The organism is Achromobacter sp. MUI-25009338, from assembly GCF_057359325.1.
In genome coordinates, this window is the sequence record NZ_CM170627.1 from 508,641 (window position 1) to 523,812 (window position 15,172).

Genomic DNA, 15,172 nt, shown 5'->3' on the forward strand with positions numbered 1-15,172 from the left:
ATGGAGCGTCGCACGGGCCCTGGCCCGCCTAGGGCGGGTGGCAGGAGTGGGTGGCGGGGTCTGGCCCCGCCGCCAGTTGTTCGACTTCTGTAGATGCATATGACGACTCCCGAAAAAAACGCCTCGCTGGCGGCTCCGCCGCGGCGCCTGAACTGGAACGACCCCGGCGTGCGCTCCGTGGTCTATCAGGTGGTGGCGCTGGCCGCGGTCGCCTGGGCCGTGTGGTTCCTGGTTTCAAACACGCTTCACAACCTGTCGGTGCGCAACATCGCCACGGGTTTCGGCTTCCTGGGCCGCGAAGCCGGCTTCGCCATCGGCGAAACCCCCATCAACTACAGCCCCGCCGACACCTATGGCCGCGCCATCCTGGTCGGCCTGCTCAACACGCTGCGCGTGGCCGTCATCGGCATCGTGCTGGCGACCATACTCGGCACCCTGATCGGCATCGGCCGCCTGTCCAAGAACTGGCTGGTCTCCAAGGTCACCTCGGTCTACGTCGAGGTGATGCGCAACATTCCGCTGCTGCTGCAGCTGTTCTTCTGGTACGCGCTCATCACGGAAAACATGCCGGGTCCGCGCCAGGCGCACAGCCCGCTGCCGGGCGTGTTCATCTCCAACCGCGGCCTGAAAGTGCCGGCGCTGGAAGGCAACTCGCTGGACTGGATGCTGGGCGGACTGGGCCTGGCCATCATCGCCATCATCGTGCTGGGCCACTGGGGCAGAAAGCGCCAGGAGGCCACCGGCCACGTGTTTCCGCTGGGCCGCGCCGCCATCGGCCTGCTGATCGGCCTGCCCATCGTCGGCTGGCTGGTCAGCGGCGCGTCGCTGACGCTGGACATGCCGGAGCTCAAGGGCTTTAACTTCTCGGGCGGCCTGACGCTGTCGCCGGAATTCGCTGCGCTGCTGGCCGGCCTGGTGATCTATACCTCGGCCTTCATCGCCGAAGTGGTGCGCTCCGGCATCCAGGCGGTGAGCAACGGCCAGTGGGAAGCCGCGGGTTCGCTGGGGCTGCGCCGCAAGCAGGTGCTGCGCCTGGTGGTGCTGCCGCAGGCGCTGCGCGTCATCATTCCGCCGATGACCAGCCAGTACCTGAACCTGACCAAGAACAGCTCGCTGGCGGTGGCCATCGGCTACCCGGACATCGTGTCGGTGGTCAACACCACGCTGAACCAGACCGGGCAGGCCATCGAGGGCATCCTGATCATCATGGCCGCGTACCTCACGGTCAGCCTGTCGATCTCGATATTCATGAACTGGTACAACAAGCGCATCGCGCTGGTGGAGCGTTGATATGAGCAGCACTACGCATACCCCCAGCGACGCCCTGCCGCCGCCCAGCTCGCACGTGGGCCCCTGGGCCTGGCTCAAGACGCGGCTGTTCTCGTCGCCGCTGAACATCCTCATCACGGTGCTGCTGGCGTGGTTCCTGCTGATGGCGGTGCCGGCGCTGGTCGAGTGGGCCTTCATCAAGGCCGACTTCAACGCCGCCACCGCCCAGGAATGCCGCGCCTCGGGCGGCGCATGCTGGGCCTTCATCATCGAGAAGCACCGGCTGATCCTGTTCGGCACCTATCCGTTCGACGAACAGTGGCGTCCGCTGATCGCGACCATCATCCTGGTGGCGGTGATCGTCTGCAGCGGCATGCGCCGCTTCTGGAACTGGACGCTCGCCGTCATCTGGGTGGTGGGCCTGACGGCCGTGGCCATTCTGATGTGGGGCGGGGTGCTGGGCCTGACCTACGTGGAGAACGCGCGCTGGGGCGGCCTGCCGCTCACGCTGATCCTGTCCACGTTCGGCATCGCCTTCGCGTTTCCCATCGGCGTGCTGCTGGCCCTGGGCCGGCGCTCGAAGATGCCGGCCATCAAGGCGCTGTGCGTCGTGTACATCGAGCTGATCCGCGGCGTGCCGCTGATCAGCCTGCTGTTCATGTCCTCGGTGATGCTGCCGCTGTTCCTGCCGGAAGGCTTTTCCATCGACAAGCTGCTGCGCGCCCAGATCGCCATCATCATGTTCGCCGCCGCCTACATCGCGGAGACCGTGCGCGGCGGCCTGCAGGCGATTCCGAAAGGGCAGTACGAAGGCGCCGACTCGCTGGGCCTGAGCTACTGGCAGCAGATGCGCAAGATCATCCTGCCGCAGGCGCTGAAGATTGTGATCCCCCCGCTGGTCAGTATCTTCATCGCGCTGTTCAAGGATACGTCGCTGGTGGTGATCATCGGCATCTTCGACCTGACGCTGGCGGCCAAGGCGGCCCTGTCGGACGCGGCATGGCGCGGTTTCGGGGTAGAGGCGTACCTGTTCATTTCGCTCATCTACTTCGTATTCTGCTTTTCCATGTCCAAATACAGCCAAGCGCTGGAGAAACGCCTGGCCACCGGCCACGCACGCTAGCAACTTGCCGCGCGTCCGCCGCAGGCGGGCGCGCCCAGCGATATCTACGGGAGTACAGGCATGTCCAATGCCATCATCAGCCTGCAGGACGTGAACAAGTGGTACGGCCAGTTCCACGTGCTGCGCAACATCAACCTGGAAGTGGCGCCAGGAGAACGCATCGTGGTCTGCGGGCCGTCCGGCTCGGGCAAGTCCACCATGATCCGCTGCATCAACCGTCTGGAAGAGCACCAGAAGGGCCACATCATCGTGGACGGCACGGAGCTCACCAACGACCTCAAGCACATCGAGACCATCCGCAAGGACGTCGGCATGGTATTCCAGCACTTCAACCTGTTCCCGCACCTGACGGTGCTGGAGAACCTGACGCTGGGACCCATGTGGGTGCTGAAAAAGCCGCGCGCCGAGGCCGAGGCCACGGCCATGAAGTACCTGGAGCGCGTGCGCATCCCGGAACAGGCCACCAAGTTCCCCGGCCAGCTCTCGGGCGGCCAGCAGCAGCGCGTGGCGATCGCGCGCTCGCTGTGCATGAACCCCAAGATCATGCTGTTCGACGAGCCCACCTCGGCGCTGGACCCGGAAATGGTCAAGGAAGTGCTGGACGTGATGGTCAGCCTGGCCCAGGAAAGCGGCATGACCATGATCTGCGTGACCCACGAAATGGGCTTCGCGCGCAAGGTCGCCAACCGCGTCATCTTCATGGACCGCGGCGAGATCATCGAGCAGAACAGCCCCGACGAGTTCTTCGACAACCCGCAGAACGAACGGACCAAGCTGTTCCTGAGCCAGATTCTGCACTGACTGTCTTTCCGGACGTCCGCCGACCCGCCGCCAGGCGGGTTTTTCTTTGCCTGACCCTTATTCCCCGGCCTGGATCACATAAGCGATTCTTAAGTGTCGGCGGACGAGTTCTTGATTGTGCGCGCCGCGCGTGTAGCCCATCATAGGTTCACGCTGCCGGTCCGCCCGCAGCCTCCCGGAACTCGACATAAGGTGTCTGCAACCATGGCCGATCTGGAATCCCGACTCGACAGGCAGTCCCCCGCCTACCAGCGCAATCGCGAGCAGATGCTGGCGCTGCTGTCGGAACTGGCGCAACTGGAGCAGCGGGCGGTGGAGCGGTCGGCGCAGGCCGCGCCGGCGTTCCGCAAGCGCGGCAAGCTGCTGCCGCGGGAGCGCCTGGCGGCGTTGCTCGACGCCGGCCGCCCGTTCCTGGAACTGATGAAGCTGGCGGGCTATTGCGGCATCGAGAATCCGGACCCCGCCACCAGCGTGCCGGGCGCCGCCATCATCGCCGGCGTGGGCGAGGTCTGCGGCGTGCGGTGCATGATCGTGGTCAACGACTCCGGCATCAGCGCCGGCGCCATGCAGGCCATGACGGCCCAGAAGGTGATGCGCTGCCAGGAGATCGCGCTGGCCAACCGGCTGCCCTTCATCCAGCTGGTCGAGAGCGCCGGCGGCAACCTGAAGAAGTACCGGGCCGAGCGCTTCGTCCACGGCGGCGGCATGTTCTACAACCTGGCGAAGCTGTCGGCCGCCGGGATTCCGGTGATCTCGCTGGTGCACGGTTCTTCGACCGCGGGCGGCGCCTATCTGCCCGGCCTGTCCGACTACGTCGTCATGGTGCGCAACCAGGCCCATGCCTTCCTGGCCGGCCCGGCCTTGCTGCAGGCCGCGACCGGAGAGGTCGCCACGGAGGAAGAGCTGGGCGGGGCGGCGATGCATGCGTCGGTGTCGGGCCTGGCCGATTATGTGGCCGAGAACGACCGCGAGGCCATACTGCAGGTGCGGGACATCGTGCGCGCCTTCGGTTGGGCGGAAACGGAGCAGGACCGCCCCGAGGTTCCGCCCCGGCACGACGTCCAGGACCTGCTGGGCATCATGCCGGCCGACTACCGGGTGCCGGTGGAGATGCGCGAAGTGATCGCGCGCCTGACAGACGGCTCGGACTTCCACGAGTTCAAGCGCGACTACGGGCCGGCCACGGTGTGCGGCTATGGCGTGCTGCACGGCACGCCCATCGGGCTGCTGACCAACAACGGTCCGCTCGACACGGCCGGTTCGGCCAAGGCCGCGCAGTTCATACAACTGTGCTCGCAGCTGGGCAGGCCCATCGTGTTCCTGCAGAACATCACGGGGTTCGTGGTGGGGCGCGCGCACGAAGAGGCGGGCATGATCAAGCACGGCGCCAAGCTCATCCAGGCGCTGTCCAACGCCGGCGTGCCCCGTCTGACCGTGCTCTGCGGCGCCTCGTTCGGCGCCGGCAACTACGGCATGTGCGGGCGCGCATTCAAGCCGGACTTCCTGTTTTCCTGGCCGAACGCGCGCACCGCCGTCATGGGCGGCGAGCAGGCGGCCATGACCATGCGGCGGGTGGCCGAGAACAGCGCCAGGCGCGCCGGCGCCGAGCCGGACCTTGCCGCGCTGGAAGCGGAAAGCCGGGAAATCGTGCAGACCTTCGATTTGCAGTCCAGCGCCGTGCACACCAGCAGCCTGCTGCTGGATGACGGCGTGATCGACCCGCGCGCCACCCGGGACGTACTGGGAGTGGCGCTGGCCGCATGCACGCGGTCGGCAAAACGCGACGTTCATCCGATCCAGTTCGGCGTCGCCAGATTCTAACGAGGAGATTCCATGTTTACCCACGAGCACATCGCGTTGCAGGACGGCGTACGCCAGTTGATCGACAAAGAGATCAATCCCTATCTGGACCAGTGGGAAGAAGCGGAGATTTTTCCTGCCCATGAAGTGTTCAAGAAGCTGGGCAAGGCGGGATACCTGGGCGTGAACAAGCCCGTCGAATTCGGCGGGATGGGGCTGGACTACTCCTATGAGATCGCGTTCTGCGAGGCGATAGGCTCGGTGCGCGCCGGCGGTGTCGGCATGGCGATCGCCGTGCAGACCGACATGGCCACGCCCGCGCTTGCGCGCTTCGGCAACGACGCAGTGCGCGAGCAGTTCCTGCAGCCGTCCATCGCGGGAGATTACGTGGCCTGCCTGGGCGTGTCCGAAACCGGGGCGGGCTCGGACGTCGCGTCGCTGAAGACCACCGCGCGCAAGGACGGCGACGACTACGTCATCAGCGGCTCCAAGATGTGGATAACCAATGCCACGCAGGCGGACTGGATGTGCCTGCTCGCCAATACCAGCGACGACAAGCCGCACCGGAACAAATCGCTGATATGTCTGCCGCTCAAGCAGGACAACGGCAAGCCCGTGCCCGGCGTCACCATGAACAAGATCAAGAAGGTGGGCATGTGGTCCTCGGACACCGCGCAGGTGTTCTTCGATGAAGTGCGCGTGCCGCAGCGCTACCGCATCGGCGAAGAGGGCATGGGCTTCACCTACCAGATGCGCCAGTTCCAGGAAGAGCGCCTGAGCGGCGCGACGCGGCGCGTGACCGCCCTGACCGACGTGATCAACGACACGATCGACTACACGCGCCAGCGCCAGGTCTTCGGCAAGCCGCTGCTGGACAACCAGGCCGTGCATTTCCGGCTGGCGGAGCTGAAGACCGAGGTCGAAATGCTGCGCGCCATGGTTTACCGCGCGGCGCGCGTGCACATGGAAGGCGGCGACATGACGGAGCTGGCGTCGATGGCCAAGCTCAAGGCGGGCCGCCTGTGCCGCGAGGTCACGGACTCCTGCCTGCAGTACTGGGGCGGCATGGGCTTCACCTGGGAGAACGCGGTCTCGCGCGCCTGGCGCGACCTGCGCCTGATCTCCATCGGCGGCGGCGCCGACGAGATCATGCTCACCATCATTTGCAAGCACATGGGCATCCTGCCCGCGCGCGCGGCCTGAGGCCGCAGGGGTGGACAGATGAGATTCGATACCTTGCTCGTCGCCAACCGGGGCGAAATCGCGCTGCGGGTGATCCGGGCGGCGCGCGCCCAGGGCCTGCGCACGGTCGCAGTGTACTCGGACGCGGACGCGGAATCGCGCCACGTGCGCGAGGCCGACATGGCGGTGCACATCGGCGCGGCGCCGGCCCACGCCAGCTATCGCAACGTGGAGGCCCTGCTGCGCGCCTGCGCACTGAGCGGCGCGCAGGCGGTGCATCCCGGCTATGGTTTTCTGTCCGAGAACGCGGCGTTCGCCCGCGCCGTGACGCAAGCCGGCCTGACCTTCGTGGGGCCGTCCGCCGAGGTCATCGACCTGATGGGCAACAAGGCGCGCGCCAAGGAGGCGCTGAGGCATGCCGACGTGCCGACCGTGCCGGGCGCGCAAGGCCTGAGCGACGACAGGGAACTGGCGGCGCGCGCCCGCGCCATAGGCTATCCGGTGCTGCTGAAGGCGGCCGCCGGCGGCGGCGGACGCGGCATGCGGCTGGCCCGGGACGAAGCAGAGCTGGCGCAGGCGCTGCCGCTGGCCCGCTCCGAAGCGCTGGGGGCGTTCGGCTCGGACGAGCTGATCCTGGAGAAGGCCATTCTCGGGGCGCGCCACGTCGAGATCCAGGTGCTGTGCGACGAACACGGCAATGCCCTGCATCTGGGCGAACGGGATTGCTCGCTGCAGCGGCGCTACCAGAAGCTGGTGGAGGAAAGCCCGTCGCCGGCGGTGTCGCCGGCGCTGCGCGAGCGCATGGGCGCGGTGGCGGTGCGCGCATGCCAGGCGATCGGCTATGTGGGCGCGGGCACGCTGGAATTCCTGGTGGACGCGGCGGGCGACTTCTACTTCATGGAGATGAACACCCGGCTGCAGGTCGAGCATGGCGTGACCGAACTGGTCACCGGCATAGACCTGGTGCAATGGCAGCTCAGGGTGGCCCAGGGCGAGCCGCTGGGCCTGCGGCAGGAGGACGTGCGCAGCCGCGGCCACGCGATGGAGCTGCGCGTCTGCGCGGAAGACCCGGGCGCGGGCTTCGTGCCGCAGGTCGGCACGGTGCTCAGGTGGGTGGAACCTCCCGGCCTGCGCGTAGATACCGCGCTGGAGGACGGGCTGGAGATCACGCCGCACTATGACTCGATGCTGGCCAAGTACCTGGCATGGGGCGAAACGCGGGAGGAATGCATCCGCAAGCTGATGCGGGCCTGCGAGGCCGGCGGCCTGCTGGGCGTCCGGTCGAACCTGCATTTCCTGGCGCGCGCCATCGATCATCCGGAATTCCGCGACGGCGGCGTGACGACAGGTTTTCTGGCCGGCCAGGACATGACGTCCGGGCATTGGCGCGCGCAGCCTTCCGAGCATGCGCTGGCCGCCGCGGCGCTGGCGCTGGCCGGATGGCCGGCGGCGCACGCCCGTCCCTGTCTTGCGGCGCAGGGCGAGGTGGCGCTGGACGACGCCTCGGACGGGGCGTCGAGGCTGCTGCGCATTTCGCAACAGGCCGATGGCGGCCTGTCGGTGGATGCGTGGGAGGGGCACGTCGCCGAAGGCGAATGCAGGCGGGTCCGGATCGAGGCCGCGCATCGGCGCGGCGACGATCTTGTCCTGGTCGTGGGCGGTCTGCGACGCAGCCTGCGCGTGGCCATGGAAGGCGCGAACGCCGCCTGGGTGCAGGACGGCGCAAGCGTCTGGCGCTTCCTGCGGGCCACGCGCTTCGCCGGACGCGACGACGGGCAGGCCGGGCAGGCGCGGACGCTGCGCGCACCGATGAGCGGAAGGGTGATCGGCGTCGAGGTCCGCGACGGCGACAGCGTGACGGCGCAGCAGACCGTGCTGGTGCTGGAGTCCATGAAGATGGAAATGTCGATCGCCGCGGGGGCGGCGGGCATCGTGGCAAGGGTGGCCGTCGCCGCGGGCGACCAGGTCAGCACCGGACAGGTATTGATGGAGGTGCAGCAATGAGCGCGAACCACAACCCGGCCGGCCAGCGCCGGCCCAAGGGCCCCGTGCACGTCGGGTGCGCATCGGGATTCTGGGGCGACTCCCAGATCGCGATTCCGCAACTGCTCACCGCTGAAAAGCTGGACTACATCGTCTTCGACTATCTGGCGGAAACGACCATGTCCCTGCTGCAGCGGGCGCGCATGCGCAGTCCCGAGCTGGGTTATGCGACCGACTTCGTCAGCGTGCTGCGCCCGCACCTGAAAACACTGCTGGAGCGCGGCGTGCGGCTGGTGTCGAACGCCGGCGGCCTGAACCCCGAGGCATGCCGCGACGCCATCCTGGCCTATGCCCGGGAACAAGGCCTGGCGCCGCGCATCGCCGTCGTCACCGGCGACGACGTGACCGCGCTGCAGGCCGAATTCACCGATGCGCAGGGCCGCCACCTGCCCGACCTGGACGGCTTCGGGCCGCTGCTGTCGGCCAACGCCTATCTGGGCGCCTATCCCATCGTCCAGGCGCTGGCCCTGGACGCGGACATCGTGATCACGGGCCGCGCCGTGGACAGCGCCTGCGCGCTGGCCGTGGCGATACACGAGTTCGACTGGACCGCTTCGGACTACGACAAGCTGGCGCAGGCCAGCCTGGCGGGCCACCTGATCGAATGCGGTCCGCAGGCGACCGGCGGACTCTTCACCGACTGGGAGACGGTGCCGGACTGGGCCAATATCGGCTATCCGATAGTGGTGCTGGACCGGGACGGCGGGTTCGATCTGACCAAGCCGCCGGCGACCGGCGGCCTCGTGAGCCGGGCCACGGTCGCCGAGCAGCTGCTGTACGAGATCGGCGATCCGTCCGCGTACGAGCTGCCCGACGTGATCTGCGACCTGCGGCAGGTTTGCATCCGCGAGACGGGGCCGGACCGCGTGCGCGTCGAGGGCGCGCGCGGGCGGGCGCCGTCCACCCGGTACAAGATCACCGCGACGGGCCACGCCGGCTACCAGATCGGCATCATGATGGCAATCCGCGGGCAGCGGGCGCGCGCGAAAGCGCTGCGCACGGCCGACGAGCTGCTGCGGCGCACGCGCAGGCTGCTCGCGGCCAACGGCATGCCCGACTACATCTCGACCGTGGTGGAGCTGCTGGGGGCGGAAGCCATGTACGGCGGCAATGCGCGCGAGAACGACAGCCGCGAGGTGATCTTGCGCATCGCCGCGTCGCACGCCGAGCGCAGAGGCCTGGAATTCCTGCAGAAGGAGTCCGCGTCGGCCGGCACCTCGATGGGGCCGGGCACGCGCAGCCACTTCGGCGGCCGCGCCGATATCCAGGCCATCATCAAGACGGGATCGTTCTACATCGCCAAGCAGTGCGTGCCGATCTGGCTGGACTGCGGCGACGTGCATGCCGAGGTCGCCGTGCCGGACAACGGCGAGGACCGTCCCGTCGCCGCGTCCGGTACGCAGCCGGCGGCTGCGCTGGCGCCGGCAGGCGCGAACAGCGTGCGGGTGCCGCTGGCCCGGCTCGCCTACGCCCGCAGCGGCGACAAGGGCGACGATTCGAACATCGGCGTGATCGCGCGCCGCGAGGCTTACTGGCCCGTGCTGCTGCGCGAGCTGACCGCCGAACGGGTGCGCGAGTACTTCAGCCATCTGGTCCAGGGCGAAGTGTCGCGCTTCGAGCTTCCGGGAACGGGGGCGGTGAACTTCGTGCTGCGGCGCGCGCTGGGAGGCGGCGGTTCGTCCAGCCTGCGCTCGGACCCCTTGGGCAAGTCGTACGCCCAGATGCTGCTGGACCTGGAGATTCCTTGTCCCGGCGAAATCCTGCAATAGCGGGAGCCAGAGAGTGGGAGGAGACTACAAATGGAACAGACCCGCAGGGCATTCATCCAACTGGCCGGAGCCGGCGCGCTGCTGGCGGTTTGCGGCGGCGCGCGTGCGCAGGCGCTGGACCGGACCGTTCACGTGACCGTGGCCTACGGTGCGGGCGGCGCCACCGACACCATCATCCGCTACGTCGCGGACAGGATACGGGACCAGGTGGGCAGCCCCATCATCATCGAGAACCGGCCCGGGGCCGACGGCAATATCGCGGCCGAGTATGTATTGCGGCAGGGCGGCGACGGCTACAACCTGCTGGTGTCCGGGCCGTCCACGCACGCGGCCAACGCCAGCATCTACAAGTCCCTGGCCTACGACCCCGAGCGCGACTTCACGCCGCTGACGACGCTGGCCACCACGCCGTACTTCCTGGTGGTGAACCCGCAGCGCGTCAAGGCGCAGACCCTGCAGGCCTTCATCGCGGACGCGCGGGCTTCCAAGGGCAGCCTGAGCTTCGCCAGCGCCAACGTCGGCGGCCGCATCGCCGGCGAGCGCTTTCGCGCGATGGCCGGCCTCAATGCGGTAAACATTCCGTATCGCGCCAGCACGCAGGCCATGACCGACCTGCTGGGCGGCCAGTACGACTTCTATTTTTGCGACGCCGTGACCGCCAGCCCGCAGTTGCGCGCCGGCAAGATCCGCGCCCTGGCGGTGTCGACCGCCGAGCGCGTGCCCGCCTTTCCGGACGTGCCGACCGTGGCGGAGCTCGGCTACCCGGGCTTCGACGTGTCGTCGTGGATCGCGATCTGGGCCGCCGCCTCCACGCCGCCGGCGGTCGCGCAGCGCCTGGCGGCCTGGATCAACGGCGCGCTCGACAACCCGGAAGGCCGCCGCTTCCTGACCGACCGCGCGCTGGTCCCGCAGCCGGGATCGCCCGAGGATCTGCGCGCGATCCAGCGGCGGGACACGGTGGAGTGGGGCAAGGTGATCGTGGCCGCCGGCATGCAGCAGCGCTAGGCAACCGGTCAGGACGGGACGAAGAGTTCGCTGAGCTTGCGGGCGCCGTCGGAGGTGTCCCCCGCGCGCATGTAGAGGTGGTAGCTGGCCGAAGGCAGGGTGGGCAGGCCGAGCTCTTCGCCCACCACTTTGAGGCCGGGCGTGAGCATCTCGATGGTGCGCGGCGTGATGCCCAGGCCGGCCCGCAAGGCGGCGCGCACGCCGGCCAGCGTGGGCGTCTGGAAGGCATTGCGCCAGGGGCGGTTCTCCTGTTCCAGGCGGTCGAGCGCCATGCGACGGAAGACGCAGGGCGCGTCCACCAGCACCAGAGGCAAGGGGAGGTTTTGTTGATGATGGAAATGCGTGCCCGAAATCCAGACGACGGGCGAGGTCCGAAACGTGATGCGGGGGAACTCGTCGAACTGTTCGAGTTCCAGCAGCAGGTCGATGTCGCCGCGGCGCAGCGCCGAGGCCAGCCAGCGGCTGCGATTGACCTGAATCTCGATGCGCATGCCGGGGTAGGTGCGCGCGCACAGCGCCAGATAGTCGGGCAGGATCGTGTCCACGGCGTCGGCGCAGACGCCGATGCGCGTGGGCGCGGCGAAGACGCTCTGGTTCATCGCGCGGCAGGTCTCGTCGTTCAGCGCCAGCATGCGCCGCGCGTACTCGCGCAGGCGCACGCCCTGTTCGGTGAGGCGCTTGTGCCGTCCCACGCGCACCAGCAGCTTGCAGTCCAGCAGCCGTTCGAGCCGCTGCATCTGTTGCGAGACGGCGGCCTGGGTGCGGAATACCTGGTCGGCCGCGCCCGCGAAATTCTCGCGGTCGGCCACCGCCAGGAAGGTCCTGAGCAAGCCTATGTCCAGATCGCGCACCGCCATGAGATTTCCTTATGTGCCAGTGTACGCAGACGATTATCCGGGGCGCCGGGCGTCGGGCACAAGCCCAGCCTTTCCCCCAATCCAGGGAGACTGCCGTGAATGCCTTCATCGATCCGAATCCTTTGCACGAGGTCTATGAGGGCCTGCACGTGCTCGACCTGTCGCAGGGCATCGCAGGCCCTTATTGCGCGCAGATCCTGGGCCAGATGGGCGCGCAGGTGACGAAAGTGGAGCCCTTGCACGGAGACTGGGGACGCAGCATGGGCGTGCCGCGCGGCGGCTTCAGCGCCATTGCGCTGGCTTTCAACCGGGGCAAGCGCAGCCTGGCGCTGGACGCGCAAACCGATGCCGGGCGCGAGGTGCTGCACAGGCTGGCGGCGCGCGCCGACGTCGTGGTGCAGAGCTTCCGTCCCGGCGTGGCGGACCGGCTGGGCCTGGGCTATGCGACGCTGCGCGACCTCAATCCGCGCCTGGTCTATGCCTCGATCTCGGGATTCGGCCTGTCGGGACCGTATGCCGACCGCCCGGGCACCGATTCCGTCGTGCAGGCGCTGACCGGCCTGACCACGGCGAACTGCGACGGCGCGGGGCTGCCCCAGCGGGTCAAGCCGTTCATCGGCGACCTGTCCTGCGGCGTCTACACCGCCAATGCGATCGGGGGCGCCTTGTTCGCGCGCGAGCGCGGACAATCCGGCCGGCACATCGACGTCAGCCTGCTGGCCACCATGGCGGCGCTGCAGAACAGCTCGCTCATCGACCACGCATTGCGCCGCGGCGAGCCGGCCACCAGCGTCACCTATCCCCAGGGGATCTTCAGCACGCGGGACGGCTATGTGCTGGTGTTCGCCATGAACAACGCCATGTTCGCGGCCATCTGCCGGGTGATCGGGCGCGACGACTGGCTGACGGACCCGCGCATGGACACGCCGCAGCGCCGCATACAGGTCGGCGACGAGATCAACGCGGGGGTGGCGCAGATCCTGCGCACGCGTTCCACCGCCTACTGGACCCAGTGCTTCCGCGACAACGACATCCTGTATGGCGAGGTCAAGGACTACGACCAGTTCCAGGAGGACGAGCAGGTGCGGCACCTGGGCCTGGTGCAGACCCTGAGCCAGCCCGGCCTGGGCGACGTGCCCTTCGTCGGTCTGCCGGGCGTGCATCCCGCGAGTGGTTCGGCCGGCGGGCGGGTGCCGGCGGTGGGCGAGGACACGCAGGCCGTGCTGCGGGAACTGGATTACTCGCCGGCCGACATCCGCGCGCTGGCGCAGCAGGGGATTATTCAACCGGCGGCGCAGGCCGCCGCAGCGCACTGAAGGAGCCGTACACATGAACCTGGCGCAATCTAACGGGGCGGCCGACGCGCCGCTGGTCACCCGGCGCGACGGCGCGGTTTTCCACCTGACCCTGAACCGGCCCGAGACGCGCAATCCGCTGGGCGGCGAAATGGTCGAGCGGCTGGAGGACGCGCTCGGCCAGGCCGAAGCCGACCCGGCCGTGAGGGTCGTGGCGATCGGCGCGGCGGGGCCGGCGTTCAGCGCTGGCGGCAACCTGGGCAACGTCGCGGACCGGATCGCCGCGCGTCCCGACGCCGACGGACAGGACCCGGTGGCGCTGGGCAACCGGCGCTATGGACGCTTCCTGGAACGCTTCGCCGGCTGCTCCAAGATCACCGTGGTGCTGGCGCAGGGGGCGGCCATGGGCGGCGGCGCGGGCCTGGTCTGCGCCGCCGATATCGCCGCCGGCTTGCGCGGGGCGCGCTTCGGCTTTCCCGAAGTCTCGATCGGCCTGGTGCCGGCGCAGATCCTGCCGTTCGTCGCGGCCCGCATCGGCGTGCAGGCGGCCCGCCGGATGATGCTGACCGGCGAGCGCATCGACGCCGATGCGGCGCGCGCCATCGGCCTGCTCGACTACGTTTTCGATGCCGGGCAGGACTGGGAGGAGGGCGTGGCCGGCATGCTGCGGCGCTGCGTGGACGCCGCGCCCCGCGCCGCCGGGCAGACCAAGCGGATGCTGCGGGGACTGTTTGGCCAGCAGCGCTGGCACGAGGAAGAACTGGGCGCCTATCTGGATTCGGCGTCGCGGTGTTTCGCCAGCCAGCTGCGCAGCGAGGCGATCGAGGGAATCGCGGCGGCCAAGGCCAGGCGGCGGCCGGATTGGGACGCGGCGCCGTCGGTTTCCTGACGCTTTCGACGGTATTGCTTTGTTACCATCTCCGCGGCCTGGAGTATGCTACTGACCGCAATCATTCCAGAGCGAGGAGAACAATCAATGAAGCCCACCCCCCGCAGCGCGATGCGCCGCGCCCTGCTGCAAGGCGCCGTGGCGCTGGCCGCGACCCTGCCTTTCTGCGCGCCCGCCGGCGCCGCCGCCGACTTCCCGACCAAGCCGCTGCGCTTCGTCGTGCCCTATCCGCCCGGCGGTCCGCTGGACACCATGGCCCGCATGCTGGCCGAGAAGGTGCGCGGCTCGCTGGGCCAGCCCGTCATCGTCGAGAATCGCTCGGGCGCGGGCGGCAATATCGGCGCCGACCTGGTGGCCAAGGCGCCGGCCGACGGCTATACGCTGGTGATGGGCGCGGTCGCGACCCACGCGATCAACCCCTGGCTGTTCGCCAACCTGCCGTACGACCCGGTGAAGGACTTCGCGCCCGTCACCATCGTGGCCTCGGTGCCCAACGTGCTGGTGATGAACCTGGAGTTCGCCCAGAAGAACAAGATCGAAAAACTGTCCGACCTGATCGCCTACGCCAAGCAGAATCCCGGCAAGCTGAACTACGGCTCGGGCGGCAACGGCAGCGCCGGCCACCTGTCGGGCGAGCTGCTGAAGGCGCGCGCCGGCATCAAGGTCGAGCACATTCCCTACCAGGGCGCGGCCCCGGCCCAGCTGGCGCTGCTGTCGGGCCAGTCGGACTTCATGTTCGACAACCTGGCGGCCTCGGCGCCGCTGATCAAGGACGGCAAGGTCAAGGCGCTGGCCGTCACCACGGCCCAGCGTTCCTCGCTGCTGGCCGACGTGCCGACGGTGGAGGAATCGGGCGTCAAGGGCTTCGACCTGGGCACCTGGTTCGGCGTGTTCACCACGGGCGGCACGCCCGCCCCGGTGGTCGCCAAGCTGAACCAGGCCTACGCCGAAGCGATGCAGCAGCCCGACGTCAAGCAGCGCCTGCTGACGATGGGCTCGGAAGCCGGCCCGATGACGCCCGAGGCGTTCGCCGCCTTCGTCAAGAGCGAGAAGGCGAAGTACCAGGAGATCGTGAAGATCTCGGGCGCCAGCCTGAACTGAGCGCGGGGGGGAGCTGATGGGTTTCGCGCGATTCGCGT

The 15,172-nt window shown here is 68.4% G+C and carries 12 protein-coding genes; 11 read left to right on the forward strand and 1 reads right to left on the reverse strand.

Annotation, left to right across the window (positions count from 1 at the left end; genetic code table 11):
- Positions 1–99 precede the first annotated feature (99 nt).
- The 8 genes from AC1IQ6_RS02390 to AC1IQ6_RS02425 all read left to right on the forward strand — a co-directional run bounded on the left by AC1IQ6_RS02390 (position 100) and on the right by AC1IQ6_RS02425 (position 10,992).
- The gene (locus tag AC1IQ6_RS02390; RefSeq protein ID WP_102773331.1) at positions 100–1,290 is read left to right on the forward strand and encodes an amino acid ABC transporter permease; all 1,191 of its coding nucleotides are present in this window, start codon (positions 100–102) and stop codon (positions 1,288–1,290) included.
- Position 1,291: 1 nt separating this feature from the next.
- The gene (locus AC1IQ6_RS02395) at positions 1,292–2,392 is read left to right on the forward strand and encodes an amino acid ABC transporter permease (protein WP_111826033.1); all 1,101 of its coding nucleotides are present in this window, start codon (positions 1,292–1,294) and stop codon (positions 2,390–2,392) included.
- A 60-nt stretch (positions 2,393–2,452) separates the two neighbouring features.
- Positions 2,453–3,193, forward strand: coding sequence for an amino acid ABC transporter ATP-binding protein (locus AC1IQ6_RS02400; protein ID WP_102773333.1), 741 nt, complete (start codon positions 2,453–2,455; stop codon positions 3,191–3,193).
- A 204-nt stretch (positions 3,194–3,397) separates the two neighbouring features.
- Positions 3,398–5,014 carry an acyl-CoA carboxylase subunit beta gene (locus AC1IQ6_RS02405; RefSeq protein WP_111826032.1) on the forward strand — a complete coding sequence of 539 codons (1,617 nt, stop codon included), beginning with the start codon at positions 3,398–3,400 and terminating at the stop codon, positions 5,012–5,014.
- A 12-nt stretch (positions 5,015–5,026) separates the two neighbouring features.
- The gene (locus tag AC1IQ6_RS02410; RefSeq protein ID WP_102773335.1) at positions 5,027–6,196 is read left to right on the forward strand and encodes an acyl-CoA dehydrogenase family protein; all 1,170 of its coding nucleotides are present in this window, start codon (positions 5,027–5,029) and stop codon (positions 6,194–6,196) included.
- 18 nt (positions 6,197–6,214) lie between these two features.
- Complete coding sequence (locus AC1IQ6_RS02415; protein WP_485865746.1) at positions 6,215–8,179, forward strand: acetyl/propionyl/methylcrotonyl-CoA carboxylase subunit alpha; 1,965 nt, start codon at positions 6,215–6,217, stop codon at positions 8,177–8,179.
- Positions 8,176–9,987 carry an acyclic terpene utilization AtuA family protein gene (locus tag AC1IQ6_RS02420; RefSeq protein ID WP_485865747.1) on the forward strand — a complete coding sequence of 604 codons (1,812 nt, stop codon included), beginning with the start codon at positions 8,176–8,178 and terminating at the stop codon, positions 9,985–9,987. Before AC1IQ6_RS02415 ends, AC1IQ6_RS02420 begins: the two co-directional genes overlap by 4 nt.
- 30 nt (positions 9,988–10,017) lie before the next feature.
- On the forward strand, positions 10,018–10,992 hold the full coding sequence (locus AC1IQ6_RS02425; protein ID WP_102773338.1) for a Bug family tripartite tricarboxylate transporter substrate binding protein: 975 nt from the start codon (positions 10,018–10,020) through the stop codon (positions 10,990–10,992).
- 8 nt (positions 10,993–11,000) lie between these two features.
- On the opposite strand, the gene AC1IQ6_RS02430 is transcribed toward AC1IQ6_RS02425, so the two are convergent.
- Positions 11,001–11,849, reverse strand: a complete 849-nt coding sequence (locus tag AC1IQ6_RS02430) for a LysR family transcriptional regulator (protein WP_485865748.1) — start codon at positions 11,847–11,849, stop codon at positions 11,001–11,003.
- Between the two features lie 95 nt (positions 11,850–11,944).
- Between AC1IQ6_RS02430 and AC1IQ6_RS02435 the strand changes: the two genes are divergently transcribed.
- The 3 genes from AC1IQ6_RS02435 (at position 11,945) to AC1IQ6_RS02445 (ending at position 15,134) form a co-directional block, all read left to right on the forward strand.
- On the forward strand, positions 11,945–13,165 hold the full coding sequence (locus AC1IQ6_RS02435; RefSeq protein WP_485865749.1) for a CaiB/BaiF CoA transferase family protein: 1,221 nt from the start codon (positions 11,945–11,947) through the stop codon (positions 13,163–13,165).
- A 13-nt stretch (positions 13,166–13,178) separates the two neighbouring features.
- A complete protein-coding gene (locus AC1IQ6_RS02440; RefSeq protein WP_485865750.1) occupies positions 13,179–14,033 on the forward strand; it encodes an enoyl-CoA hydratase/isomerase family protein in 855 nt (284 codons plus the stop codon).
- 87 nt (positions 14,034–14,120) lie between these two features.
- Positions 14,121–15,134, forward strand: coding sequence for a Bug family tripartite tricarboxylate transporter substrate binding protein (locus AC1IQ6_RS02445; protein ID WP_102773341.1), 1,014 nt, complete (start codon positions 14,121–14,123; stop codon positions 15,132–15,134).
- The last annotated feature ends 38 nt before the right edge of the window (positions 15,135–15,172 follow it).

Excerpts from the sequence above, each read along its gene's own strand:
- AC1IQ6_RS02390 (WP_102773331.1), top strand. The coding sequence starts at position 100 with ATGACGACTCCCGAAAAAAACGCCTCGCTGGCGGCTCCGCCGCGGCGC.
- AC1IQ6_RS02395 (WP_111826033.1), top strand. The coding sequence starts at position 1,292 with ATGAGCAGCACTACGCATACCCCCAGCGACGCCCTGCCGCCGCCCAGC.
- AC1IQ6_RS02400 (WP_102773333.1), top strand. The coding sequence starts at position 2,453 with ATGTCCAATGCCATCATCAGCCTGCAGGACGTGAACAAGTGGTACGGC.
- AC1IQ6_RS02405 (WP_111826032.1), top strand. The coding sequence starts at position 3,398 with ATGGCCGATCTGGAATCCCGACTCGACAGGCAGTCCCCCGCCTACCAG.
- AC1IQ6_RS02410 (WP_102773335.1), top strand. The coding sequence starts at position 5,027 with ATGTTTACCCACGAGCACATCGCGTTGCAGGACGGCGTACGCCAGTTG.
- AC1IQ6_RS02415 (WP_485865746.1), top strand. The coding sequence starts at position 6,215 with ATGAGATTCGATACCTTGCTCGTCGCCAACCGGGGCGAAATCGCGCTG.
- AC1IQ6_RS02420 (WP_485865747.1), top strand. The coding sequence starts at position 8,176 with ATGAGCGCGAACCACAACCCGGCCGGCCAGCGCCGGCCCAAGGGCCCC.
- AC1IQ6_RS02425 (WP_102773338.1), top strand. The coding sequence starts at position 10,018 with ATGGAACAGACCCGCAGGGCATTCATCCAACTGGCCGGAGCCGGCGCG.
- AC1IQ6_RS02430 (WP_485865748.1), bottom strand. The coding sequence starts at position 11,849 with ATGGCGGTGCGCGATCTGGACATAGGCTTGCTCAGGACCTTCCTGGCG.
- AC1IQ6_RS02440 (WP_485865750.1), top strand. The coding sequence starts at position 13,179 with ATGAACCTGGCGCAATCTAACGGGGCGGCCGACGCGCCGCTGGTCACC.
- AC1IQ6_RS02445 (WP_102773341.1), top strand. The coding sequence starts at position 14,121 with ATGAAGCCCACCCCCCGCAGCGCGATGCGCCGCGCCCTGCTGCAAGGC.